Below are 24,875 nucleotides of genomic sequence, written 5' to 3'. Positions count from 1 at the left end.
AACCTTTCATTAATGAGTTGCGTGGGTAATAGTATTGGTTCGCACATCGAACACGTCCATTCCACCGCTAAGGGCAGCTTGTACGCCCAAATCAGCATCTTCAAATACCAAGCAACGATGAGCAGGCACGCCCAGTTTTTCAGCACATTTTAAAAATGTATCAGGGGAAGGCTTGTGGTTGATTACATCGTCGGAATCTACAATAACCGAAACATAATGGCGTAAATTAAATTTTTCATCTAATAATTCCACCATTGCACGGTGCGATCCGGTGCCGATTGCCATTGGCTTTTTGCCGAAATTGGCTTTCACAATCTCAAAAGCGGGCAGTAGCGTGGCATTTTCAGGAATTAATTCCATACCAAATTGGCGTTTTAATTTCACCACTTCATCAAAATAATGCTCAGGCATATTAGCACGCTTCATTGTTTCTCGGGCAATAATAAAGGTGGTTGAGCCGCTAAGTTTCATCATAGCATCAGAAGTGAGCGGATAACCTAAAACGTCACCCACCATTTCCCACGCTTTGGCGTGGCTTGGTATTGTGTCGATTAATGTACCGTCCATATCAAAAATGAGGGCATCATATTGGTCAATAATGGCTTGATCTAACATTGTTTTCCCTAAATTTTGGTTCTAAATTCTGGCTTTAAGTCCACCAAATTCTTCAATCATTTTGGCAGTAAAGGTTTTGAGTTCTTCTGTCATTAGTAAGAAATTGGCATCAAAACGTTGAGCAACATCTTCTTTCAGAATATCGTCATTTTTCTCACGCACTTCATCGGCAAATTTCAGGCGAGAAAGGGTAGCATCTTCATTAAGCACACAAGAGAAATGAGCTTCCCACTCAATGGCAAGTCTTGTGATAAATTTACCCGCTTGTAAGTGCTGGGCGATTTCTTCGGTTTCTAGATCTTGGCGTTTGCAGCGGATAACGCTGTCGGTATCGAAGGATTTCAGCTCTGCTTCTTCTAATAAAGTTAGCCAGCTTGGCGTATGCCCTTTTGCCACCCAGTTTGTCATTACCTCTGCAGGCGGTAATGTGAATGAAATAGGCACAACAGGCAATGAGCCAAGCGTTTTACGCAGTAAGGCAAGCGTGTCTTCCGCTCGTTTGCTTGAAGCGGCATCAACATACACGAGCTGATTGTCTAAATCCAACCAAATAGCGGTAAATTGATGTTTGCTAAAGGCACGAGGCAGCAGGTTCGATACCACTTGATCTTTTACCGCTTGCTTTTCCGTTTTTTTGAGCTTGCGAGCTTCTTTTTCTTCTAATTCTGCAATGCGTTGCTCGGTTTCCGCTTTAACAACATTTGCAGGCAGTAATTTATCTTCTTTATGTGAAACCAGCAAAAATTGGTTACCTTGTGAAAAATGAAGTAAATCAGAGCCTTTCAACGGGCTAGACCAGCCAAATTTACTCATATCAAATTGCGTGCAAGGGGTGAATTTTGTCTCTTGCTGTAAATCATCAAGGCTTTTGCTATCAAGCGAAAGCTCGCTGGTTAATTTATAAATCATCACATTTTTGAAGAAAACCATTTTTGCCTGTCCTTTTAGAGAAATCTTTTAAGGTGTAGAATAGGCTATTCTAACAGAGCCAACCCAAACACAGTAGAGGATTTGCGTATGAACAGTAAAAAACTTGCTTTTATCGGCACAGGTAATATGGCATTTGCGATTATTCAAGGTTTATTGAAAAGCGGTTATCCAGCTTCTCAAATCATTGCGTGTAATAAGAGCAATCTTGCTCGCAGAGAGGAATTACAAGCGGTCGGAATTTTCACAAATTTTGCAAATCGTGAAGCAGTGGAGCAAGCAGAGGTTGTTGTGCTGGCGGTTAAACCGCAGATGATGGCGGAGGTGTGTGCGGAATTTGCTGATGTCGATTTTTCAAATAAATGGGTGATCTCTGTGGCGGCAGGGATTTCAGTTCAACGCTTGGAAGAATTATTATCAACGGCGAAAAATATTATCCGCACAATGCCAAATACGCCGTCCTTGATTGGCGAGGGAGTGACTGGGCTATTTGCAAAAAAATCAGTAAATTCGACCGCTTGTGAATTTGCTCAAACATTGATGTCTGCGGTGGGAAAATGTTATTGGGTGGAAGGAGAGGAGCAAATCAACCACATTATTGCGATTACCGGCTCAAGCCCGGCGTATTTTTTCCGTTTTATGGAGGCTATGCAGCAAAGTGCGATGCAAATGGGCTTCTCCGAGCAAGATGCGAGATTGCTTGTGCAATCTGCGGCACTTGGAGCGGCAAAGCTGGTGGAGGCAAATCCAACCGTTCCACTTTCAACTTTACGAGAAAATGTAACCTCCAAAGGTGGCACAACGGCAAAGGCTTTAGAAGTATTTGAACAACAAAATTTAACTGAAACTGTAGATAAAGCAATGTGGGCGGCAATTTACCGAGCTGAGGAAATGGAGAAATCCTTATGATAGCGGTTTCGCCGTTTAAGTGGACAGCATTTAACTATTTCGGCTTTTTCTGTGCTTATGGCGTGATATTACCGTTTTTGCCTGTTTGGCTAAAACATCACGGCTATTCTACGGAAATTATCGGCTTATTAGCGGCAGTAGGTTATCTGTTTCGCTTTGGCGGCAGTATGTTGGCTTCGCAGTGGGTAAATGCGGTAAATCAGCTCATTCCAACCGCAAGAGCCTTAACGTGGCTGAATATTGCAGTTGCCATTGTGTTGGCATTTTCAGGCAATTCAATTTGGCTGATTTTTCCTGTATTAATGCTGTTTCAAATGTTCAATTCAGGGGCGATGCCGATTGCAGACAGTATTGCGTCTATCTGGCAACGGCAAATCGGTTTAGATTACGGAAAAGCCAGACTTTTCGGCTCAATTGCCTTTGTGGTTGGTTCACTTTGTGGAGGCTATTTTATCGGGCAGTTAGGCGAAGATGTGGTGGTTTGGGTGATTATCGGCTTTTTGGTCTTGTTTGGTATCGGGCAATTCGCTACGCCTACTGTTGGTTTTGAAGACAAAAATGTAGTAACTAATAGCTCTACTGTTACTTATTTAGCCTTATTAAAAGAGCCGTCCACGTTGCGAATGTTGGTTGCCGTCTCGTTAATTTCCGCTTCCCACGCAACCTATTACACTTACAGTACTATTCATTGGTCAAATGCAGGTATTTCAACGGAAATGGCCAGTTTGTTTTGGGGATTGGCGGTGGTATCCGAGATTTTATTCTTTTTGGTCTCTAAGCAGCTGTTTAAGTCCTGGAAAATCAGCCATTTAATGATTTTATCTGCGGTGTTTGCTGTTATCCGCTGGGGAATTATGGGGAGTAGCACAGAGATTACATTGATGATTTTTGCTCAACTTCTACATTCAGTTACCTTTGGGGCTTCTCATATTGCGATGATTCGTTATATTTCAATGCAATCAGCAGAACATATTACGAAGTTACAAGGTTTATATTTTGGTTTAGCAAGCTGTGCATTTATGGCGATATTTACTTTTGTAGCAGGTATGATCTACCAGAATTCGCCAAGCTTAACCTTCTGGTTAATGGCGGCTTTTGTTGTGCCGGCAATGTTTATTGTGCCGAAAAAATTTGACGTGCAGATTTTGAAGTAAGTATAAAAAATGCCGACATTGTGTCGGCATTTTCGTTGAAATCGTATTAATTAGATTGTTTTCACGTTTACGGCTGATGCACCACGTTCTGAATCTTGGATTTCAAATTGAACTTTTGCACCATCTGCTAATGTGCGGTAACCATCGTTTGCTTCAATTGCAGAGAAGTGAACGAACACATCTTTGCCACCTTGATCAGGGGTGATAAAACCAAAACCTTTAGTTGCATTGAACCATTTCACTGTACCAGTAACTGCTGACATAGGATTTTCCTCATATAAATGTAAAAAGTGATAAAAGATAGCTAAACGGGATATTACAGGCGTATCTATCAATCACTTACCCAATATTTATTGAAGAAAATAACTAAAAAGATTCAACTTTAATTAACGCACGAACAGCTTTTGCCATTAGAGCATTTATTCATTTTTTAATCAAATTATTTTTATACTTTTCTGAACATTCAAATGAAAAATAGTCTATCGTTTTTATAATAGGAATATGCGATTTATATGGACGAAGCCTTATAAATCAAATATAGTATCGAGTTAGATTTTAACTTAGCAAATTCTCGAATTTTTATTAACGGAACTTATTATGTCGGAACAACAAGTAGAACAAACTCACAATAAAACAAATCCAAGTACAAAGGAAGTGATTGCGTATTTAGCAGAGAAATTTCCACTTTGTTTTAGTGTGGAGGGTGAGGCAAAACCATTAAAGGTAGGACTTTTCCAAGAGTTAGCAGAAGCGTTAAAAGATGATGAAAAAGTAAGTAAAACCTTATTACGCCAAGTGCTTCGCAACTATACAAACTCTTGGCGTTATTTAGCGGCAAGCCAAGCGAATGTTGCTCGTGTAGGATTACAAGGCGAAGAAGCAGGTGTAGTTACTGAAGAAGAAGCAGATCACGCAGCAGATACTCTAGCAGCAGCCAAAGCTGTTGTTGCAGAACGTAAAGCACAAGAGCGTAAAGAACAACGTAAAGAATTCTTTAAACAAAAAGCTCGTGAAGAGAATGCTAAAAAACGTGCAGAATCTAAAGCGAACAAAGCAAAATCAGATAATTCAGCTAAGGCATCAGAGGAAAAATTAGCGGCTTTAGCAAGTAAATTTGGTCGTAAATAAAATGTGGGGCGTAGTAAATACACCCTTTGCTAATTTTTGTCATTTTATGACCGCTTGTAGATTGGAATAGAAAATGAAATTAAAAAAATTAAATACGATTTTTGCAGTTACATTAGGTTTCTTCGCCGGTAATGCCATTGCTGTGCAACCTGATATGAAAGAAAGTGCAATCGTTATCCCAAAACCAACCGAGCAACATAGCTTATCCACAAAGCGTGTAACGGCTCGTTTAACGCAATCTCATTACCATAAATTCCAGTTAAATGATGAGTTTGCACATAAAATTTTTGATCGTTACATTGATTGGCTTGATGCTTCTCATAATACTTTCCTGCAATCCGATGTAGAAGAAATGCGTAGCAAATATGCAGCGTCTTTAGATGATGATCTTTATGCAGGTAAATTAGATGCCGCATTTGCAATGTATGAATTGATGTCGAAACGCCGTTACGAGCGTTATAGCTATGCGTTGTCTTTGTTAGATAAAGAACCTGATTTGAAAGGTAGTGACCAAATTGAAATTGATCGTGAAAAAGCGCCATTCCCAACTACAGTAGAAGAAGCTAATACACTCTGGGAACAGCGTGTTAAAAATGACATTATCAATTTATATCTGAAAGATAAAAAATGGCCTGAAATCAAGAAAACTTTAACCAAGCGTTATAACTTTGCGATTAAGCGTTTAACACAAGTTAAAGCAGACGATATTTTACAAACTTACTTGAATTCATTTTCTCGTGAGATCGACCCGCATACCAGCTATCTTTCACCTCGTGCAGCTAAAGCATTCCAAGAAAGTATGAACCTTTCATTAGAAGGGATTGGGGCAACGCTTACTCAAGAAGATGATGTAACCAGCATTCGTTCGTTAGTGCCAGGGGCTCCGGCTGCACGAAGCAAGAAACTTGTTGTGGGCGATAAGATTATTGGTGTTGGTCAAGGTGAAAAAGGAGCTATTGAAGATGTTATCGGCTGGCGTTTAGATGATGTGGTCGATAAGATCAAAGGTAAAAAAGGCACAAAAGTTCGTTTAGAAATTGAGCCGGAAAAAGGCGGAAAAACCAAAATTATTACTCTTGTGCGTGATAAAGTACGAATTGAAGACAGTGCGGCTAAATTAACCGTTGAGAAAGTTGATGGTAAAAGTGTTGGGGTAATTAAAATTCCAACTTTCTACATTGGCCTAACTGAAGATGTGCGTAAATTATTAGCAGATATGAATAAGCAAAATGTAGAAGGCTTAATTATTGATCTGCGTGAGAACGGCGGTGGTTCATTAACGGAAGTGATTAATTTAACAGGATTGTTTATTAAAGGTGGACCAGTGGTTCAAGTTCAAGATGCTTTTAACCGCATCAAAGTACACAAAGATCCAGAATCAAAAATCGTTTATGACGGTAAAATTATGGTAATGATTAATCGCCATAGTGCGTCAGCTTCTGAAATTTTTGCTGCAGCAATGCAAGATTATAATCGTGCAATTGTTGTTGGTCAGCAAACTTTCGGCAAAGGAACAGTGCAACAAAGCCGTTCATTGAATTTTGTGTATGACTTAGATAAGGAACCGTTAGGTTTTATTCAATATACAATTCAAAAATTCTATCGTATTAACGGTGGTAGTACTCAGTTGAAAGGGGTTGATGCGGATATTAAATTCCCTGAAATCATCAATGCGGAAAAAACTGGTGAAAGTTTTGAAGATAACGCACTGCCTTGGGATAAGGTACTGGCAGCAACTTATCAAGAAGTGGGAAATGCGCGTAATGCAGTTTCAGCGTTAAAAGCTAAACACGAAGATCGTATTGCAAAGCACCCGGAGTTCATTGTGTTAAACGAAAATATTACAATTCGTAAAGAGCGTGATGGGCGTAAATTCTTATCGTTAAATTTGGAAGAACGTTTAAGAGAAGAAAAAGCTGATGATGAAAAACGCTTGAAAGATATCAATGCACGCTTTGCAAGAGAGGGTAAGAAAGCATTGAAAAATATTGATGATTTACCAAAAGACTATGAAGCTCCTGATTTCTTCTTGAAAGAAGCGGTACAAATGGTTATCGATTGGTCAGAAATTGATAAAAAGCCATAAATATGGTTATAATATACGCATAAATATTACCGCTTAGGTAACTAAGCGGTCTATTTTTTATAAATAATATAATAAGAGGAAGAGTAGGTTGAGAACCTTTAAATTATTACCTATTATGATGGCGCTTTCAGGTGTAGCTTTAGCTGAAACAGCAACAGTAACACTTACTCAGGCTGAAGCACCTTCTGTGCAAGATAATATTTTACCGCAACTAAGTTTTGCTGTCCAACAAGCTCGAGCAGCAGAATTAGTGAAGCAAGCCGATTATGCGCTGGCACAAGAACAAATTCGCCAAGAGCGAGCAAGAAAATTTGCAGAAGCGGAAGCACGAGTAAAACAAGAAATTGGTGCAAATTCATTATTGCTTAACCAAGCAACAACTAAAGTTTATTTAGAGAGTGAATTCTCTACAATGTGGAATGATAAAGCAGCAGAAAAAGTATTTTTAAAAGAATATGCTCTGTTTGCTGCAAGTGGTGTATCGGCTAAATCAGCAAAAGCGTTACAACAAATTTTAAATCAACCTGAAGGTTTAGGGCGGGATATTTTACTGACAGATGGCTTTTTAGATTATCTCTACTACAACAAAAACGTATTTAAAAATGCGAATAGCTGGTTGTATAACTTAGGTAGCTACTCTCCTAAAGCCCCATCGGTAGAGCAAATCGGTAAATGGGTTAGCTCGGTCAAAAATGGTTCTTCAGGTCAATTTGTAACGAATTTAGTGCCTAGAAATCATTTGTATCGTGATACTGCAGATAGAGTATTAGCGATGGCGGGTGAAACATCTTCAGGTAAAACGAAGAAAGGTAAAACAGCAGCAGAAAGTGCTAACGGTTCTTCTTTTTATAAACTGGCATTGAATGCACAGCGTTTACGTATTATTCCAAGTTTTAGTAACGGTATCTTTGTAAATATTCCAAGCTACCAATTATATTACTTCCGTGATGGTCAGCTAACATTACAATCTAAGGTAATTGTTGGACGGGAAGATCGTAAAACACCGGTAATGTACAGTAAATTAAGCAATGTGCTTGTAAATCCGCCTTGGAATGTGCCAACTAGCATTATGACAAAAGATATTGTGCCAAAATTAGCTCGTGACCCTGGTTATGCGGATAGAGCGAGTTTTGAGATTATTGATGGCAGTGGTAATAAAGTAAATCCCCGTAGTGTGAACTGGTCTCAATATTTAAATGCTAAAAGTACTCCTTATCGCATTCGTCAAAAAGCAGGAGATGATAGTGCTTTAGGTCGTTATAAATTTAATATGCCAAGTTCAGATGCTATTTATTTACACGATACACCAAATAGAGGATTATTTGGTAAAACAAACCGTGCTTTAAGTTCCGGTTGTGTGCGAGTCGCTAAGTCGGATGAACTTGCTACTATTCTCTTAAAAGAAGCCGGTTGGAGTGTAGATAAAAAGAACCAAGTATTAGGTAGTAAGAAAACAACATCAGCACAAATTCGCTCAGATAACCCGGTTTACTTATATTATGTAACCTCTTGGGTTGAAGGTGGAAAGGTGCAAACACTCCCTGATATTTATAACTTTGATGCCAAAATTCCTCAATACTCGATTAGTTGGGGTAAATTGAAAAGTATTATTTAATTGATTAAATATAAATTTCCAAGAAGATTTCGATCTTCTTGGAACTTTTTTCAAATTTAGTTTACATAAATTTACGATTCTAAATTTTAGCTGAATATGGTGTATAGAAATTCGCTCAGAATGGAACGACTTTCTATAAATCATTAGCTAACCTATGAGGTAAAAATGAAACAAATTGATGTTCAACGCCGTAAGTGGTTATCACTTGGCGGACTTGTTTTAGGGGCTAGCCTTCTGCCGGGTCAAGTAATGGCAGCACTTTCTACGCCGGCTCCGGTAGCATTGCGTTTTCGTAATGTGAACACGGGTGATACTTATACGGCAAAATTCGGTGCAGCAGGGTTAAATAAGCAGGATCTCGGGCAATTAAACTATTTAATGCGAGATCGCCATATTAATCAAGTTAAGGCGATTGATCCAAAATTATTTGTAAAACTTAACCAGCTACAGCGTCGGTTAGGTTTCCGTAATGCGGAAATTTTAGTGTTAAGTGGCTATCGCTCAGCACAAACAAATGCAAAACTTCGCCGTAGAAGCCGTGGTGTGGCAAGTCAGAGTTATCATATTCTTGGAAAAGCGATTGATTTCCAAGTTTCTGGTGTACCGTTAAATAAAGTACGACAGGCAGCAGAAAGTTTAAATAACGGTGGTGTAGGTTACTATCCACGCAGTAATTTTGTGCACGTTGATACTGGTCCTGTTCGTACTTGGAAAGGCTAACAAGCGGTCATATTTTATGTTTAATTTGCAAATTATTCCTGTTAGCCCATTTCAGCAAAACTGTACTGTTATTTGGGATAACGATAAAAATGCAGCGATTATTGATGCCGGCGATGATGCCGACCGAATCATTCAATTCGTGGAATCTCAAGATCTAAAGGTGCAGAAATTACTGATTACCCACGCCCATTTAGATCATATTATGGCGGTTGAGAAGGTAAGAGATCATTTTAATGTTGAAGTATTTGGTTCTCATATTGCAGACAAGCCGTTATTTGAACATTTACCTGAAATGTGTCAGCAATTCGGCTTGCCAGCAGTAAGTGGATTTTATCCAGATCACTGGCTAGAAGAAGGCTATGTGGTTGAAGTAGGGGCATTGAAATATCATATTCGCCACTTGCCGGGACACGCACCGGGTCATATCGGTTTCTTTGACTTTGAGAATAAAATCGCTTTTAGTGGCGATGTTTTATTCCAAGACAGCATTGGAAGAACCGATCTCTATATGGGAAATTATGATCAACTTTTAGAAACTATTCGTACTAAAATGTTTGATTTAGATGATGATTTCATCATTGTTCCCGGACACGGGTCGCATACCACCATTGGGCGAGAAAAGCAAAGTAATCCGTTTTTGAAATCTTAGAGATACAAAAAGCAGAGTTTTTACTCTGCTTTTTTACTATCTTGCACCGCGTAAATAAAGTCGATAATTATGACTTTCTTCAGTAGGCTTAATTAATGCTACTGTTTGTTTTTGTTTTGGTTGTAGCCATAAAGTTTGCCAGCCAGAGCTTTCAGAGATACCGCCAGGCGATTGGGTTACGCCATCTTTATCGTACCAAAATAGCTTGTAAACCACATTAAGCGGAAAATCAGTTAAGTTTGTGGTACTAAAGGTTTTGCCGTTGGTATTGAGCTCAACTTTTTGTGCAATATCTTCCTCAATATTCACGATCGGCTTTGAGCCTGTGGGTAAATAACTTACGGGCTTACTGGCACAAGCGGTCAAAAAAATCGAGAAAATTGCAAAAGTAAAATAGGATAAACGCATATTATTTCGCCACTAGCGGCCCTAATTTCTGCCCACCAAGTAAGTGCATATGAATATGAAATACTTCTTGCCCAGCGTTTTTATTACAATTCATAATTAGTCGATAGCCATCTTCGGCAATACCTTCTTCTTTGGCAATTTTTGCCGCAACGGTAAATAAACGTCCTAATGCTAACTCATCTTCGGTGATAACGTGATTCACAGTTGGAATAAATTTATTCGGAATAATCAGAATATGGGTTGGTGCTTGTGGAGCAATATCACGAAATGCTGTAACAAGCTCGTCTTGATAGACGATATTTGCAGGAATTTCTTTATTAATAATTTTAGTAAAAATGGTTTCTTGATATTCTGTTGTCATAGAATTTTCCTTCTAATCAATTAAGCCTAATACTTTTTTCACTGGAGCAAAACTTTTGCGATGATAAGGTGTTGCTCCAAATTCAATTAATTTCTCAAAATGTAATTTAGTTGGATAGCCTTTGTGCTTGGCAAAACCGTACTGTGGAAATTGTTTATCCAATTCGTCCATTTCTTGATCTCGTGCTACTTTGGCAATAATCGAAGCTGCACTGATTTCAGCCACTAAACTATCGCCTTTAACTACCGCTTGTGCAGGCACAGAAAATAGCGGTGGTCGATTGCCATCGACTAAGATGAAATCAGGCTGAATATGCAGTCCTTCCACCGCACGCTGCATTGCCAGCATTGTGGCGTGAAGAATGTTTAATTCATCAATTTCAGCAGGTTCAGCTCTGCCAAGTGACCAACTCAAGGCTTTTGTTTTAATCTCTTCTGCTAATGCTAGGCGTTTCTTTTCTGATAGTTCTTTGGAATCCATTAAACCTTCAATAGGATTATTTGGATCTAAAATAACCGCAGCGGTTACCACTGCCCCAACCAAAGGGCCTCGCCCAACTTCATCAACACCTGCAATCAATTTCGCATTTGGATAGATAAATTTACTCATTATTATACTTCTTCTTTTCTAAAATGGCGTTGGCTTTTGGTTTCAGAAAGGCTTTCGATTAAGCGATGGTAATTTTCAAACCGAATTACAGAAATTTGACCATTTTCGACCGCTTGTCTTAGTTCACAGCCCGGATCATTTTTATGCTTGCAATCACGGAATTTACAAGTACCGAGTACAGATTGAAACTCACGATAGCCAAGTGTAATTTGTTCAGGCTCTAAATGCCATAAGCCAAATTCACGAATGCCCGGCGAGTCGATTAATTGACCGCCTTGTGCTAAATGATATAAACGTGAAGCGGTGGTAGTATGTTGCCCTAAACCTGAATTATCGCTCACAGAACCTGTTAGTGCATTAACCTCTGGCAGAAGCTGATTGATTAGGCTCGACTTCCCAACGCCCGATTGTCCAACAAAAATAGACGTGCCTTTTGCAAGATATTGGTGCAATTCTTGCATATTCTCGCCTGTATCGGCAGATAAGCACAGGGTTTCATAACCAATATCTTCATAAATTTTTAACTGCTCTTGAACTTCTTGTCGTTCTGTTTCATTAAGTAAATCAATTTTATTCAGCACAATAAGAGCAGGGATATTAGCGGTTTCGCAAATCACTAAATAGCGGTCGATAATATTGAGCGAAAGCGTAGGCAAAACTGCGGAAACGATGATGATCTGATCGATATTTGATGCCATTACTTTAATGCCATCATAATAATCTGGGCGGGTAAGCTCATTTTTACGAGGGAATACCGCTTCAATCACTCCACTAATACCCTGTAGCTGTTCGCTGCCTTTACGCCAAGAAACCTGATCGCCAACGACTACATTTTTTAACGTACGACGGATATTACAACGAAAGATCTCACCGTTTTCCATTTCAACATCAGCGTGTTTGACGTGTCGGGTTACAACTATGCCTTGCTGCGTTTCGCCCAGCATATCATCTTGCCATTCCACCTCTTTTTTATTGATGCGCTTATGATGATTAGATTTTATTCTACGTTGCTGATTGTGGGTTAGTTTTGGTTTACTCAAAGGAATACTCTGCTATTAAAAATAGTTATGGTACTAGGATACTATAAAACCTATTTTTATAACAGATGAAAATGAAAGAATAAAAAAGCATAAAAGCTAGAATAAATATAACGAATAATATAGAATGGCAACCAATCTTCTATAGTTATTTTAGATAGAAAAAACCGCCCAAAGTGGGCGGTTATAAACCAATACGGTTCAAAATATACAGGAAGTGAAACGAGTAACTTTCGTTACTCTAGTCTAGTTTCCTAGACCAATATGCAAACACAACATCATACTTAAAATTTAGAAATAGAATAAATTCTACGACCATCCATTAAGTACGGAGAGTATTCTATTGTTTCTACTTTCAGCTATCAACCGAATTTTTTTAATTTTAACCATCAGAAAAAATAATGGAATTGCTTTATCTTAGCAGTTCATTATATTTAAATATTATGAACAGAAAACTTCCACCACTCAATGCACTTAAAGCATTTGAATCTGCCGCTCGGCATTTGAATTTTACCAAAGCAGCAGAAGATCTCTTTGTAACTCAAGCTGCCGTTAGTCATCAAATTAAGTTATTGGAAGACTTTTTAGGAGCTTCGTTATTTCATCGCCGTAACCGTTTATTAGAATTAACGGAATTAGGAGCACAATATTTCTACGAGGTGCAACCTTTATTGGAGCAAATTGCATTGGCAACCGATAAAGTTCGCCAGCAAAGTAGCCGTCAAATTCTCACTATCAGTGTTCCACAAACCTTTGGTATGCACTGGCTTGTACCTCGTTTAGCTGATTTCCACGAAAAATACCCTGAGGTTGAAGTTCGTATTAAAGGCGTAGATCAAGATGAAGGATTACTTGGCAAAGAAACTGATGTAGCAATTTATTACGGTACAGGAGATTGGCAAGACTTAGAATCTATCCGTTTAACAGAGTCTCGCATTGTGATTTTAGCCTCGCCAGAGTATTTATCGCAAAATCGTATTCAGTCGAAAAATGATTTAGTTGATAAGCATTTACTACATTCTTCTACTTATAACAAATGGAAGCGAATGGTTGAGCATCTCAATATTGCTGATAAAGTGGATGCAGAAACAGGTTCTATTTTTAGTCATACGTTTATGGTGTTACAAGCAGCTATGCACCAGCAAGGCGTTGCGATTGCGAATAAGGTATTAGCTCAACACGAGATTGAAAAAGGTACGCTAATTGAGCCGTTCCCAACATCACTGTTTGATGAAAAATCGTTTTATGTGGTGTATCCACCGCAATCGGCTCAAGTACCGAAAGTGAAATTTTTTGTAGAGTGGGTACAACAAAAAATGACAGAGTGCGAATAAATCGCCTTATTTGCAAATTTTTTAACAAACGCTTGCGTTTGAACGTTGGCTCTGAGCGGCTCCATAGGAGCAAGCATAGCGAGTAAAAGGAAGATTATGAGATACCAATGGATATTATTTGATGCCGATGAAACCTTGTTTTCGTTTAATTCTTATTTAGGCTTGAAAGCAATGTTAGCTCGTTATCAGATTGATTTCAGTGAGCAAGATTATCAAGATTTCCAAGCCATTAATAAGCCACTTTGGGTGGCTTATCAGAATAATGAAATTACGGCACAAGATATTCAAATCCGCCGTTTTACAAAATTATCGCAACAAACGGGCGTTGAACCATTAAAATTAAATCAAGAATTAATGGCAGAAATGGCATTGGTTAGCCAGCCATTAGTAGGGGTAATTGAGACATTAAATGCCTTGTATGGCAAGGTAAAAATGGGGATTATCACAAATGGTTTTACCGAATTACAGCAAAAACGTTTAGATAACACTCAAACCGCCCATTTTTTTGATATTGTTGTGATTTCAGAACAGATTGGAGCGGCTAAGCCCGATCGCCAAGTGTTTGATTATGCTTTTGCCTTAATGGACGAATTCGACCGCACTAAAGTGCTGATGGTGGGCGATACTCTCGCTTCCGATATTTTAGGCGGAAATAATTCGGGCATTGATACCTGTTGGCTCAATACATTCAATTTGGAAAATGATACTGACATCAAGCCAACTTATGAAATCAACGCAATTAACCAACTTATAGAGATTGTAGAAGGAATATAGAATGAAACTACAACAGCTACGTTACATTGTAGAAATAGTAAACCAAAATTTGAATATTACTGAGGCTGCAGAGGTACTTTACACCTCTCAACCGGGTATTAGTAAGCAGGTTCGTCTGTTAGAAAGTGAGTTGGGTATTAATATTTTTGAGCGTAACGGTAAGCATGTTAAAGGATTAACGCCAGCAGGCGAGAAAATTGTGGCGATTGCTCGAGAGTTATTGGTTAAAGCTCAAAGTATTAAATCGGTGGCAGAGGAGCAAACTCGCCCAAATAAAGGTGTGCTAAGAATTGCGACTACTAATACGCAAGCCCGCTATATGTTGCCTGAAGTCATTGAAAAGTTTAAAGCACGTTATCCTGAAGTGAGCTTGCATCTACATCAAGGTTCGCCAAACCAAATTTATGATGCGTTAATGGCTGGCGAGGTGGATTTAGCCATTACGACAGAAGCACAATACTTATTTGAGGAAGCAATATTGCTGCCTTGTTATTGGTGGAATCGCTCAGTTATTGTTAAACCAGACCACCCATTGGCAACTTTTGTGAACCAAAGCCAAAATTTAACTGTCGAAGAACTAGGTAAATATGATTTGATTACATACACCTTTGGGTTTACCGGGCAATCAGATTTAGATCACGCATTCAATAAAGAAGGCATTTTGCCAAATATTGTGTTTACTGCAACCGATGCAGACGTGATCAAAACCTACGTTCGTTTAGGTTTAGGAGTAGGAATTATGGCATCAATGGCACATACTGAAGCGGATAAAGATTTAGTTGCAATCAATGCAAGCCATTTATTCCAACCAAGTATGACTCAAATCGCATTTAAACGAGGCACATTCCTTCGTAATTATATGTATGATTTTATTAATTATTTTTCGCCACATTTAACACGAGTGCAAGTGGAGAAAGCCGAACAATTGCCAGATAACAATACCATCTCAAGATTGTTTGAACGTGTATCTTTAGAGGAGAAATAGATGAAAATTTGGCAGAAACTGACAACCGTTATTATTGCAACATCAGCGTTAATTTCAACCGCTTATGCAGACAGCTACAATATTAAATATAGTTCAAATTACTTAATGCCAGCCTATATTAAATTTAACAACGGCGGCGGACAATATGATATTCAGGCAAGAATTAACGTACCTTTGTATAAAATCGTGTTTACAGCGAAAGGCACAGAAAAAAACGGTCAGTTTAATATGTTAAGCTACCGAGACAGTCGTAATGGCAAAACCTATGCAATGGCAGAAATTGATTCCAAAACGGTAAAATATGGAAAAGTAAAAGAGCCATTAAAAGAAGAAGCATTAACAATGCCGACTTATGATCTGTTTACTACCGCATTCCAATTGAGCTATTACGATAAATTACCAACAAGTTTTCAAACCACAAATGGTAAAAAACTATACCCGACACCAAATGTACAGTTACGTAAATCACAAAAAGAGGTAAAATCTGGCGGAAAAACCTATCAAGAAATTACTTATAAGTTTAGAACCAGCGATAATAAAGATATTACAGTTAAAAAATATGAGGGCGAAAAATTCCCACGTTATATCTCTTATAGCCGAGATGGCGATAATTATGAGCTAACTTTTGATAGCTTTGTGAAATAACAGGGTGACAAGCGGTTGTAAAATATAAAAATTTTGCAACCGCTTGTTTGCTTTTCCGATAGCTATTTTTCATAATATCCTGTAAACTATTCTCCCGTCCTGATAGTTCTCTTTATCAAATAAAGCGAACTTTTCTGAAATCCAATCAAACCAAACTAGCAAAGGCAATAACAATGACAACGAATTATATTTTCGTCACGGGCGGTGTTGTATCTTCTTTAGGTAAAGGTATTGCGGCAGCCTCTCTTGCGTCTATTCTTGAAGCTCGTGGTTTAAACGTAACCATTATGAAGCTTGATCCTTATATCAACGTTGATCCGGGTACGATGAGCCCAACGCAACACGGTGAAGTTTTCGTTACAGAAGACGGTGCGGAAACCGATTTAGACTTAGGTCATTACGAGCGTTTTATCCGTTCAAAAATGAGCAAAGCAAACAACTTCACGAGCGGTAAAATCTACTCAGAAGTATTGCGTAAAGAACGCCGTGGAGACTATTTAGGAGCAACCATTCAAGTTATTCCTCACATCACTAACGAAATTAAAGCTCGTGTGCTTGAGGGCGGAAAAGGGCGTGATGTCGCTATTGTTGAAGTGGGCGGTACAGTCGGCGATATTGAGTCATTGCCATTCTTAGAAGCATTACGCCAATTAGCGGTGGATATTGGGCGTGAAAAAACCTTATTTATGCACTTAACCTTAGTGCCTTATATTCCAACTGCAGGTGAAGTGAAAACCAAGCCAACACAACACTCAGTGAAAGAACTACTTTCAATCGGTATTCAGCCTGATGTATTAATTTGTCGTTCAGATCGTGCGATCCCTGAAAATGAGAAGAAAAAAATCGCGTTATTCTGCAACGTGCCGGAGCGTGCGGTGGTGTCATTAAAAGATGTTGATTCTATTTACCGCATTCCTGAATTATTAAAATCACAAGGCTTAGATTCATTTGTGTGTGATCGTTTCCGCCTAGATTGTAAAGAAGCGGATCTTTCAGAATGGGAGCAAGTGCTATACCGCCAAGCAAACCCAACAGGTGAAGTTACTATCGGTATGGTGGGTAAATATGTTGAATTACCAGATGCGTATAAATCAGTAAACGAAGCATTAAAACACGCTGGTTTAACCAATCGCTTAACGGTAAATATCAAATATATTGATTCACAAGATATTGAAACCAAAGGCACAGAATTATTAGCTGGCTTAGATGGTATTTTAGTACCGGGTGGTTTTGGTTATCGTGGTATAGAAGGGAAGATCCGAACCGCCCAATATGCACGTGAAAACAACATTCCTTACTTAGGTATCTGCTTAGGTATGCAAATTGCGTTAATTGAATATGCGCGTAACGTAGCAGGGTTAAAAGAAGCAAATTCATCTGAATTTGATAAAGATTGTTCGCAACCTGTTGTTGGCTTAATTACCGAATGGCAAGATGCAGAAGGTAATGTAGAAACCCGTTCAGATGAATCTGATTTAGGTGGTACGATGCGTTTAGGCGCACAAAAATGCCATTTGATTGAAGGCTCAAAAGCACGAGAAGTGTATGGAGCTGAAACGATTGTTGAGCGTCATCGCCATCGTTATGAAGTGAACAACAACTTATTGCCTCAAATTGAAGCGGCAGGTTTAAAAGTAAGTGGTTTATCTGCCGACCGTAAATTAGTGGAAATTGTTGAAGTACCAAATCATCCTTGGTTCATCGCAGCACAGTTCCACCCAGAATTTACTTCAACCCCGCGTGATGGGCACCCATTATTTGCAGGTTTTGTAAAAGCAGCTAAAGATTACCAAGACAGCCGTAAAGCTTAATTGGAATTTTACAAGCGGTCGGGTTTTGTAAAAAAATTGCAAAAAGCGACCGCTTATAAATGATAAAATTAAAAAAGGATAAATCGTTTGATTTATCCTTTTTTGCCTTCTTAATAGTAAGAGTGTTCGCCATGTTGATGTTCGGTAATATCTCTTACACCAACTAATTCATCTGGGAATTGCATTAAGAGCTGTTTCTCAATCCCTTCTTTCAAGGTTACATCAACCATTGAGCAACCATTACAACCGCCACCGAATTGAAGGACTGCATATTTATCTTCCGTAACCTCAATTAAGGTTACTTTACCGCCGTGGCTGGCAAGTTGTGGGTTTACCTGAGTTTGAATCACATAGTCTAAACGCTCGATAAATGGAGCATCATCTGCCACTTTACGCATTTTGGCATTAGGAGCTTTTAGTGTGAGCTGTGAACCCATAGGATCAGTTACATAATCGATCTCAGCTTCATCTAAAAATGGCAGGCTGACATCATCAACAAAGGCGGAAAAACTGTTGAAAGTAAATTCGGTATCTGTTTCCTCTACCGCATTTGGCGGACAGTAAGATACGCCGCATTCTGCACCAGGTGTTCCAGGGTTTACCACAAAAATGCGGATATTTGTACCTTCTTCTTGTTGTTCTAAAAGTCTTGCAAAGTGGGCTTGTGCTGCGTCTGAAATTGAAATATGAGTAGTTTGTTCTTCCATTTTATCTTGTCCTGTCATTAAAAATATTCTACAAAATTTATCAACTATTCTACGCCTGAATTATAAAATTGCCTAGCTAAAATCGCCATCTATTTTTTGAGATAAACTATTTTGATGATAGGAATTGCAAATTAAGAATAAATTTTGACCGCTTGCATCAAAATCTTGTACCCATTCATAGGTATTGTTCAATTTTGTCAGCTAGAAATATTGATTTACTTCAAATTTTAGAAACGGAATAGGGAAAAATTAGGGGGTTTTTCTAGCCATAAGGGGGAGTTTTTAGGTAGAATAGACGATTATATTTTTAGTTAATCTTTTGTTAAAAAATAGCCGAAGATTATAATACAGATTTGAGAACTTAATGTAGCTGTTAAAAATAAGTGGGGGGAATCATCGTTTATTTTTAAATAAGGCTGCGGCTCAATAGAAGCGATTGCGTTTTGCGCAATCATATTTTTAACCCAAAAGAAAAGTAGTGCAAACAATATGATTACAATCAAACAAGGCTTAGATCTTCCGATTGCGGGAAAACCTGAGCAAGTAATCCATAACGGGAATACCGTTACTGAAGTTGCTATGCTTGGTGAAGAATATGTGGGTATGCGTCCTTCAATGAAGGTGCGTGAAGGCGATGTAGTGAAGAAAGGTCAAGTTCTTTTTGAAGATAAAAAGAATCCGGGCGTTATTTTTACTGCTCCTGCAAGTGGTACCGTTACGGCAATTAACCGTGGTGAACGACGTGTTCTTCAATCCGTAGTAATTAAAGTTGAGGGTGATGAGCAAATTACCTTTGCTCGTTATGATGCTAATCAATTAGCTTCATTAACTTCAGAGCAAGTAAAACAAAACTTAGTAGAATCGGGTTTATGGACAGCGTTCCGTACTCGCCCGTTCAGTAAAGTACCAGCATTAGATGCAAATCCTTCATCAATTTTTGTAAACGCAATGGATACTAATCCACTTGCTGCAAATCCTGAGGTGATTATTGCAGAACACCAGCAAGCCTTCTTTGATGGTTTAACGGTGTTAAGTCGTTTATTTGATGGTCAAAAAACGATCCATCTTTGTGGTGGAGAAGATTCTAATATCTTAAATGCAGCACAGAGTCGTCAGATCAACAATGTGCAAACCAACCGTTTTAAAGGTCCGCACCCTGCAGGTCTTATTGGTACACACATTCACTTTATTGATCCTGTTGGTACCAATAAACAAGTTTGGTATTTAAATTACCAAGATGTAATTGCTATTGGTAAATTATTTACTACAGGTGAATTGTTTACTGATCGTGTTGTTGCCTTAGCGGGTCCTCAGGTAAAAAATCCTCGCTTAGTGCGTACTCGTTTAGGTGCAAATCTTTCACAATTAACCAGCAATGAGCTAAGTGCAGGTGAAAATCGTGTGATTTCTGGTTCTGTTCTAAGTGGTGCAACAGCAGTTGGTCCACACGATTATCTTGGTCGCTATGCATTACAAGTATCAGCATTATTGGAAGGTCGAGAGAAAGCATTCTTTGGTATGATCGCACCTTACTCTGATAAATACTCAATTACACGTACAACCTTAGGTCACTTTGCGAAAAAATTATTTAACTTTACAACAGCTGTTCACGGTAGTGAACGTGCAATGGTGCCAACAGGGGCTTATGAGCGTGTAATGCCATTGGACATTATTCCTACATTATTACTGCGTGATTTAGCAGCTGGGGATACTGATTCTGCTCAAGCTTTAGGCTGTTTAGAATTAGACGAAGAAGATTTAGCGTTATGTACCTTTGTATGCTCTGGTAAAAATAACTGGGGACCATTGTTACGCCAAGCGTTAGATAAGATCGAGAAGGATGGTTAAAAAATGGGTTTGAGAAATCTTTTTGAAAAAATGGAACCCGCTTTCCATAAAGGTGGAAAGTATGAAAAATACTACACGCTATTTGAAGCGGCTTATACCATTTTCTATACGCCGGGTACGGTAACGCGTAAAGATGCTCACGTTCGTGATGCGATTGACTCTAAACGTATGATGTTAATCGTATGGCTAGCGTTATTCCCTGCGATGTTCTACGGTATGTACAATGTAGGTCACCAAGGTATTTTGGCTGCCTTAAATCTAGGTACATTAAGCGATTTAATTGCAAATGACTGGCACTATAGTTTCGCTAATAGTTTAGGTTCAGTTACAGAGGCTGGTTGGGGAACGAAAATGTTGCTTGGCGCAACCTATTTCTTACCAATCTACTTAACGGTATTTGCTGTGGGTGGTTTCTGGGAAGTTTTATTTGCAATGGTGCGTAAGCACGAGATCAACGAAGGTTTCTTCGTAACCTCGATCTTACTTGCATTAATTGTTCCACCAACATTACCACTTTGGCAAGCTGCACTTGCAACTACCTTTGGTGTTGTGGTTGCGAAAGAAGTATTTGGTGGTGTAGGTAAAAACTTTATGAACCCAGCATTAGCTGGTCGTGCTTTCCTATTCTTCGCATACCCTGCACAAATTTCAGGTGATGCGGTATGGGTAGCCGCAGATGGTTTCTCTGGTGCAACAGCACTTTCTCAATGGGCAATAGGCGGTGAAGCCTCATTAAAACACGTTGCAACAGGTGAAACTATCACTTGGATGGATGCGTTTTTAGGTAATATTCCGGGTTCGATTGGTGAAAGCTCAACATTAATGCTGATCATCGGTGCTGCAATTATCGTATTTGCTCGCATTGCCTCTTGGAGAATTATTGCGGGTGTAATGATTGGTATGGCAGCAACGGCAACATTATTTAATGTAATCGGTTCTGATACCAATCCATTATTCTCAATGCCGTGGCATTGGCACTTGGTATTAGGTGGTTTTGCATTAGGTATGTTCTTTATGGCTACCGACCCAGTTTCAGCATCTTTTACTAATAAAGGCAAATGGGCATACGGTCTTTTAATCGGCTTTATGTGTGTATTAATTCGTGTGGTAAACCCTGCATATCCAGAAGGTATGATGTTAGCTATCTTATTTGCTAACTTATTTGCCCCAATCTTCGACTACTTAGTAGTAAGAGGGAATATCAAACGTAGATTAGCGAGGGTATCAAACAATGGCTAAATTTAATAAAGATAGCGTTGGCGGTACACTAACCGTTGTTGTTTTATTAAGTTTAATTTGCTCTCTTATCGTAGCGGGTGCAGCAGTAATGCTAAAACCAACCCAAGATATGCAAAAACAACTTGATAAGCAGAAAAATATCTTGCAAGCTGCCGGCTTATTACAAGCGAATACTAATGTACCGGCAACTTATGAGAAATTCATTGAGCCTAAAATTGTTGATTTAGCAACAGGCGACTATGTTGATGGAATGAAAGATTTTGATGCTCGTACAGCAGCAAAAGATCCTCAAACAAATGTTGTTATTGCGCCTGAAGATGATAAGGCTAATATTAAAACACGTGCAAAATATGCAGAAGTCTATTTAGTGAAAGATGAAGCTGGTAAAACAACACAAGTAGTATTACCAATGCACGGTAATGGTTTATGGTCAATGATGTATGGCTTTGTTGCTGTTCAACCTGATGCAAATACTATTAATGGTATTACTTACTATGAACAAGGTGAAACAGCTGGTCTTGGTGGTGAAATTGCTAACCCTAACTGGCAGAAAAACTTTATTGGTAAGAAGTTATACAACGACAATAATGAAGTTGCATTAACTATCGGAAAAGGTGCATCTGCGAATAAAGAGCACGGTGTTGATGGTTTATCCGGTGCAACATTAACCTCTAATGGTGTTGATGGCTCGTTTAAATATTGGTTCGGTAAAAATGGCTTTGGCCCATATTTAGCGAAATTTAAAGCTGAAGCAGGAGCTAACTAATGGCAAGTAACAATCTTAAAAAGTTATTGTTATCTCCAATTGCAGATAACAATCCAATCGCACTACAGATCTTAGGTATCTGTTCGGCATTAGCAGTGACTACTCAGTTACAAACAGCGGTAGTAATGGCAATTGCAGTATGTTTTGTTACTGCGTTCTCAAGTATGTTTATTTCAATGATTCGTAACTATATTCCAAATAGTATTCGTATCATTGTACAAATGGCTATTATTGCCTCTCTTGTAATCTTAGTAGATCAGATTTTGCGTGCGTATGCTTATGAGCTTTCAAAACAATTATCGGTATTTGTAGGCTTAATCATTACGAACTGTATTGTAATGGGACGTGCAGAAGCATTTGCAATGAAATCAGGCCCGGCTGAAAGTTTTGTAGATGGTATCGGTAACGGTTTAGGTTACGGTGCAATCTTAATTATTGTTGCATTTTTACGTGAACTTATTGGTTCAGGTAAACTATTTGGTGTAACTATTATGCAGACTGTTCAAGATGGCGGTTGGTATCAAGCAAACGGTTTATTCTTATTAGCACCAAGTGCGTTCTTTATTATCGGATTTGTAATCTGGGCAATTAGAACGTGGAAACCGGAACAAGTGGAGAAATAAAGATGGAGCATCTGATTAGTATCTTTGTTAAGTCCGTATTTATTGAAAATATGGCGCTTTCTTTCTTCCTTGGCATGTGTACATTCCTTGCGGTGTCTAAGAAAGTTTCAACTGCATTTGGCTTAGGTATTGCGGTAATTGTAGTATTAGGTATTGCAGTACCGGCTAACCAGTTAGTTTATACTCACATTTTAAAAGATGGTGCATTAGTTGAAGGTGTAGATTTAACATTCTTAAACTTCATTACCTTCATCGGTGTAATTGCGGCACTTGTTCAAATCCTTGAGATGATTTTAGACAAGTTCTTCCCTGCATTATATAGTGCATTAGGTATCTTCTTACCACTTATAACGGTAAACTGCGCGATCTTCGGTGGAGTATCATTTATGGTACAACGCGAATATAACTTCGTAGAATCAGTAGTTTATGGTGTAGGTGCAGGTACAGGTTGGATGTTAGCAATTGTTGCACTTGCAGGTTTAACAGAGAAAATGAAATATTCTGATGTTCCGGCTGGTCTTCGTGGTTTAGGTATTACCTTTATCACTGTTGGTCTAATGGCATTAGGCTTTATGTCATTCTCGGGCATTCAGTTATAAGGAGCATATCGTGGATAGTAATTTTATTTTCGGTATTATCGCATTTACTGCTCTGGTATTAGTGCTTGCGGTGATTATCCTTTTCGCTAAATCTAAATTAGTAGACTCAGGCGATATTACAATCTCAATCAATAATGATCCGGAAAAAGGGATTACACTACCGGCAGGTGGAAAATTACTTGGTGCTTTAGCAAGCAAAGGGATTTTCGTATCCAGTGCTTGTGGTGGTGGTGGCTCTTGTGGTCAATGTAAAGTTCAAGTGAAATCAGGCGGTGGTGAAATCTTACCGACTGAGTTATCTCACATCTCGAAAAAAGAAGCAAAAGAAGGTTGGCGTTTAGCGTGTCAGGTAAACGTAAAATCTTCAATGGATGTAGAGCTTCCAGAAGAGATCTTTGGTGTGAAAAAATGGGAATGTACTGTTATTTCTAACGATAACAAAGCAACCTTCATCAAAGAACTTAAACTTCAAATTCCTGAAGGTGAAGAAGTTCCATTCCGTGCCGGTGGTTATATTCAAATTGAAGCAGAACCTCATACAGTTCATTACAAAGACTTTGATATTCCTAAAGAATACCACGAAGACTGGGATAAATTTGACTTATGGCGTTATACTTCAAAAGTGGACGAGCATATTATCCGTGCATACTCAATGGCTTCATACCCAGAAGAGAAAGGCATTATTATGCTAAACGTGCGTATTGCAACGCCTCCACCAAAACAGCCTGATGCTCCTCCAGGGCAAATGTCTTCATACATTTGGTCATTAAAAGCGGGCGACAAAGTAACAATTTCTGGTCCATTTGGTGAATTCTTCGCCAAAGATACTGATGCAGAAATGGTATTTATTGGTGGTGGTGCAGGTATGGCACCAATGCGTTCGCATATTTTTGACCAATTAAAACGCTTAAAATCTAAACGTAAGATGACCTTCTGGTATGGTGCTCGTTCAGAGCGTGAAATGTTCTATACCGAAGACTTCGATATGCTTCAAGCAGAAAACGATAACTTCAAATGGTATGTAGCACTTTCTGATCCACTACCAGGTGACCGTGAAGACTACTTCCGTGGCTTCATTCACAATGTGCTTTATGAGAACTACCTGAAAAACCACGAAGCACCGGAAGACTGCGAATACTATATGTGTGGTCCACCGGTGATGAACGCAGCGGTAATCGGTATGCTGAAGAGCTTAGGTGTTGAAGACGAAAACATCTTATTAGATGACTTCGGTGGTTGATAAACCGTAACTTCATCAAATCACAAGCGGTCGTTTTTGCAAAATTTTTTGTAAAATTGACCGCTTGATTTAGTTTATATTCTTAA

The 24,875-nt window shown here is 38.8% G+C and carries 26 protein-coding genes; 18 read left to right on the top strand and 8 right to left on the bottom strand.

Annotated features, from left to right (window positions below; all coding sequences use genetic code 11):
• Positions 1-9: 9 nt before the first annotated feature.
• Together ACERCF_RS00920 and rdgC are read right to left on the bottom strand one after the other, a co-directional pair.
• Entirely contained in the window at positions 10-615 is a 606-nt protein-coding gene (locus ACERCF_RS00920; RefSeq protein WP_373624289.1) for a beta-phosphoglucomutase family hydrolase, read from the bottom strand.
• Between the two features lie 21 nt (positions 616-636).
• Complete coding sequence (gene rdgC, locus ACERCF_RS00915) at positions 637-1,545, bottom strand: recombination-associated protein RdgC (RefSeq protein ID WP_373624288.1); 909 nt, start codon at positions 1,543-1,545, stop codon at positions 637-639.
• Positions 1,546-1,632: 87 nt separating this feature from the next.
• Here rdgC and proC point away from each other — a divergent pair, with 87 nt between their 5' ends.
• Positions 1,633-2,451 (top strand): pyrroline-5-carboxylate reductase, encoded by an 819-nt coding sequence (gene proC, locus ACERCF_RS00910; protein WP_373624287.1) that lies wholly within the window; start codon positions 1,633-1,635, stop codon positions 2,449-2,451.
• Positions 2,448-3,605 carry a 3-phenylpropionate MFS transporter gene (locus tag ACERCF_RS00905; RefSeq protein WP_373624286.1) on the top strand — a complete coding sequence of 386 codons (1,158 nt, stop codon included), beginning with the start codon at positions 2,448-2,450 and terminating at the stop codon, positions 3,603-3,605. The genes proC and ACERCF_RS00905 overlap by 4 nt, the downstream gene beginning before the upstream one ends.
• Positions 3,606-3,655: 50 nt before the next feature.
• Here ACERCF_RS00905 and ACERCF_RS00900 read toward each other — a convergent pair whose 3' ends face one another.
• Positions 3,656-3,868 carry a cold-shock protein gene (locus tag ACERCF_RS00900; RefSeq protein WP_373610331.1) on the bottom strand — a complete coding sequence of 71 codons (213 nt, stop codon included), beginning with the start codon at positions 3,866-3,868 and terminating at the stop codon, positions 3,656-3,658.
• 334 nt (positions 3,869-4,202) lie between these two features.
• Here ACERCF_RS00900 and proQ point away from each other — a divergent pair, with 334 nt between their 5' ends.
• The 5 genes from proQ to ACERCF_RS00875 all read left to right on the top strand — a co-directional run bounded on the left by proQ (position 4,203) and on the right by ACERCF_RS00875 (position 9,803).
• Entirely contained in the window at positions 4,203-4,733 is a 531-nt protein-coding gene (gene proQ, locus ACERCF_RS00895) for an RNA chaperone ProQ (RefSeq protein ID WP_373624285.1), read from the top strand.
• A gap of 73 nt (positions 4,734-4,806) precedes the next feature.
• Positions 4,807-6,819: a carboxy terminal-processing peptidase gene (gene prc, locus ACERCF_RS00890; RefSeq protein ID WP_373624284.1), complete on the top strand. Its 2,013-nt coding sequence runs from the start codon at positions 4,807-4,809 to the stop codon at positions 6,817-6,819.
• A gap of 88 nt (positions 6,820-6,907) precedes the next feature.
• Positions 6,908-8,434: a L,D-transpeptidase family protein gene (locus ACERCF_RS00885; RefSeq protein WP_472853089.1), complete on the top strand. Its 1,527-nt coding sequence runs from the start codon at positions 6,908-6,910 to the stop codon at positions 8,432-8,434.
• A gap of 165 nt (positions 8,435-8,599) precedes the next feature.
• Positions 8,600-9,154, top strand: coding sequence for a peptidoglycan L,D-endopeptidase MepK (gene mepK, locus ACERCF_RS00880; RefSeq protein ID WP_373610334.1), 555 nt, complete (start codon positions 8,600-8,602; stop codon positions 9,152-9,154).
• A gap of 16 nt (positions 9,155-9,170) precedes the next feature.
• Positions 9,171-9,803: an MBL fold metallo-hydrolase gene (locus ACERCF_RS00875; RefSeq protein ID WP_373610335.1), complete on the top strand. Its 633-nt coding sequence runs from the start codon at positions 9,171-9,173 to the stop codon at positions 9,801-9,803.
• A gap of 36 nt (positions 9,804-9,839) precedes the next feature.
• Here ACERCF_RS00875 and ACERCF_RS00870 read toward each other — a convergent pair whose 3' ends face one another.
• From ACERCF_RS00870 to rsgA, 4 genes are read right to left on the bottom strand one after another with little or no spacing between them, the layout of a single operon-like run.
• Positions 9,840-10,211 (bottom strand): YcfL family putative periplasmic lipoprotein, encoded by a 372-nt coding sequence (locus tag ACERCF_RS00870; RefSeq protein WP_373610336.1) that lies wholly within the window; start codon positions 10,209-10,211, stop codon positions 9,840-9,842.
• A gap of 1 nt (position 10,212) precedes the next feature.
• A complete protein-coding gene (gene hinT, locus ACERCF_RS00865; protein ID WP_373610337.1) occupies positions 10,213-10,572 on the bottom strand; it encodes a purine nucleoside phosphoramidase in 360 nt (119 codons plus the stop codon).
• A 12-nt stretch (positions 10,573-10,584) separates the two neighbouring features.
• Positions 10,585-11,184 carry a ribonuclease HII gene (rnhB, locus tag ACERCF_RS00860; RefSeq protein ID WP_373624317.1) on the bottom strand — a complete coding sequence of 200 codons (600 nt, stop codon included), beginning with the start codon at positions 11,182-11,184 and terminating at the stop codon, positions 10,585-10,587.
• The gene (gene rsgA / locus ACERCF_RS00855; RefSeq protein ID WP_373624283.1) at positions 11,184-12,221 is read right to left on the bottom strand and encodes a small ribosomal subunit biogenesis GTPase RsgA; all 1,038 of its coding nucleotides are present in this window, start codon (positions 12,219-12,221) and stop codon (positions 11,184-11,186) included. Before rsgA ends, rnhB begins: the two co-directional genes overlap by 1 nt.
• A gap of 440 nt (positions 12,222-12,661) precedes the next feature.
• Here rsgA and ACERCF_RS00850 point away from each other — a divergent pair, with 440 nt between their 5' ends.
• From ACERCF_RS00850 to pyrG, 5 genes are all read left to right on the top strand, one after another.
• A complete protein-coding gene (locus ACERCF_RS00850) occupies positions 12,662-13,552 on the top strand; it encodes a transcriptional regulator GcvA (RefSeq protein WP_373624282.1) in 891 nt (296 codons plus the stop codon).
• A gap of 96 nt (positions 13,553-13,648) precedes the next feature.
• Positions 13,649-14,326: a pyrimidine 5'-nucleotidase gene (yjjG, locus tag ACERCF_RS00845; RefSeq protein ID WP_373624281.1), complete on the top strand. Its 678-nt coding sequence runs from the start codon at positions 13,649-13,651 to the stop codon at positions 14,324-14,326.
• Position 14,327: 1 nt separating this feature from the next.
• A complete protein-coding gene (gene cysB, locus ACERCF_RS00840) occupies positions 14,328-15,311 on the top strand; it encodes an HTH-type transcriptional regulator CysB (RefSeq protein ID WP_373624280.1) in 984 nt (327 codons plus the stop codon).
• Positions 15,312-15,956 (top strand): hypothetical protein, encoded by a 645-nt coding sequence (locus ACERCF_RS00835; RefSeq protein ID WP_373624279.1) that lies wholly within the window; start codon positions 15,312-15,314, stop codon positions 15,954-15,956.
• Between the two features lie 173 nt (positions 15,957-16,129).
• Positions 16,130-17,767 (top strand): glutamine hydrolyzing CTP synthase, encoded by a 1,638-nt coding sequence (gene pyrG, locus ACERCF_RS00830; RefSeq protein ID WP_373624278.1) that lies wholly within the window; start codon positions 16,130-16,132, stop codon positions 17,765-17,767.
• Between the two features lie 110 nt (positions 17,768-17,877).
• Here the strand turns inward: pyrG and nfuA are convergent, their stop codons facing one another.
• Positions 17,878-18,474, bottom strand: a complete 597-nt coding sequence (gene nfuA, locus ACERCF_RS00825) for a Fe-S biogenesis protein NfuA (protein ID WP_373610499.1) — start codon at positions 18,472-18,474, stop codon at positions 17,878-17,880.
• A 489-nt stretch (positions 18,475-18,963) separates the two neighbouring features.
• Between nfuA and ACERCF_RS00820 the strand changes: the two genes are divergently transcribed.
• Genes ACERCF_RS00820 through nqrF form a run of 6 tightly spaced genes read left to right on the top strand, consistent with a single transcriptional unit; the run spans position 18,964 to position 24,789 of the window.
• On the top strand, positions 18,964-20,322 hold the full coding sequence (locus ACERCF_RS00820; protein ID WP_373624277.1) for a Na(+)-translocating NADH-quinone reductase subunit A: 1,359 nt from the start codon (positions 18,964-18,966) through the stop codon (positions 20,320-20,322).
• Positions 20,323-20,325: 3 nt separating this feature from the next.
• The gene (locus ACERCF_RS00815; protein ID WP_373610345.1) at positions 20,326-21,561 is read left to right on the top strand and encodes an NADH:ubiquinone reductase (Na(+)-transporting) subunit B; all 1,236 of its coding nucleotides are present in this window, start codon (positions 20,326-20,328) and stop codon (positions 21,559-21,561) included.
• Entirely contained in the window at positions 21,554-22,327 is a 774-nt protein-coding gene (locus tag ACERCF_RS00810) for a Na(+)-translocating NADH-quinone reductase subunit C (RefSeq protein ID WP_373610346.1), read from the top strand. The genes ACERCF_RS00815 and ACERCF_RS00810 overlap by 8 nt, the downstream gene beginning before the upstream one ends.
• Positions 22,327-22,950, top strand: a complete 624-nt coding sequence (locus ACERCF_RS00805; protein WP_373610347.1) for an NADH:ubiquinone reductase (Na(+)-transporting) subunit D — start codon at positions 22,327-22,329, stop codon at positions 22,948-22,950. The genes ACERCF_RS00810 and ACERCF_RS00805 overlap by 1 nt, the downstream gene beginning before the upstream one ends.
• A gap of 2 nt (positions 22,951-22,952) precedes the next feature.
• Positions 22,953-23,549, top strand: coding sequence for an NADH:ubiquinone reductase (Na(+)-transporting) subunit E (gene nqrE / locus ACERCF_RS00800; protein WP_025248146.1), 597 nt, complete (start codon positions 22,953-22,955; stop codon positions 23,547-23,549).
• Between the two features lie 10 nt (positions 23,550-23,559).
• Positions 23,560-24,789 carry an NADH:ubiquinone reductase (Na(+)-transporting) subunit F gene (nqrF, locus tag ACERCF_RS00795; RefSeq protein ID WP_373624276.1) on the top strand — a complete coding sequence of 410 codons (1,230 nt, stop codon included), beginning with the start codon at positions 23,560-23,562 and terminating at the stop codon, positions 24,787-24,789.
• Positions 24,790-24,875 lie beyond the last annotated feature (86 nt).

Source organism: Mannheimia kashgarensis (genome assembly GCF_041807705.1).
Lineage (GTDB): Bacteria > Pseudomonadota > Gammaproteobacteria > Enterobacterales > Pasteurellaceae > Mannheimia.
The sequence above is the reverse complement of the archived record's forward strand: the minus strand, read 5'-3'. Positions and strand labels throughout refer to the sequence as shown.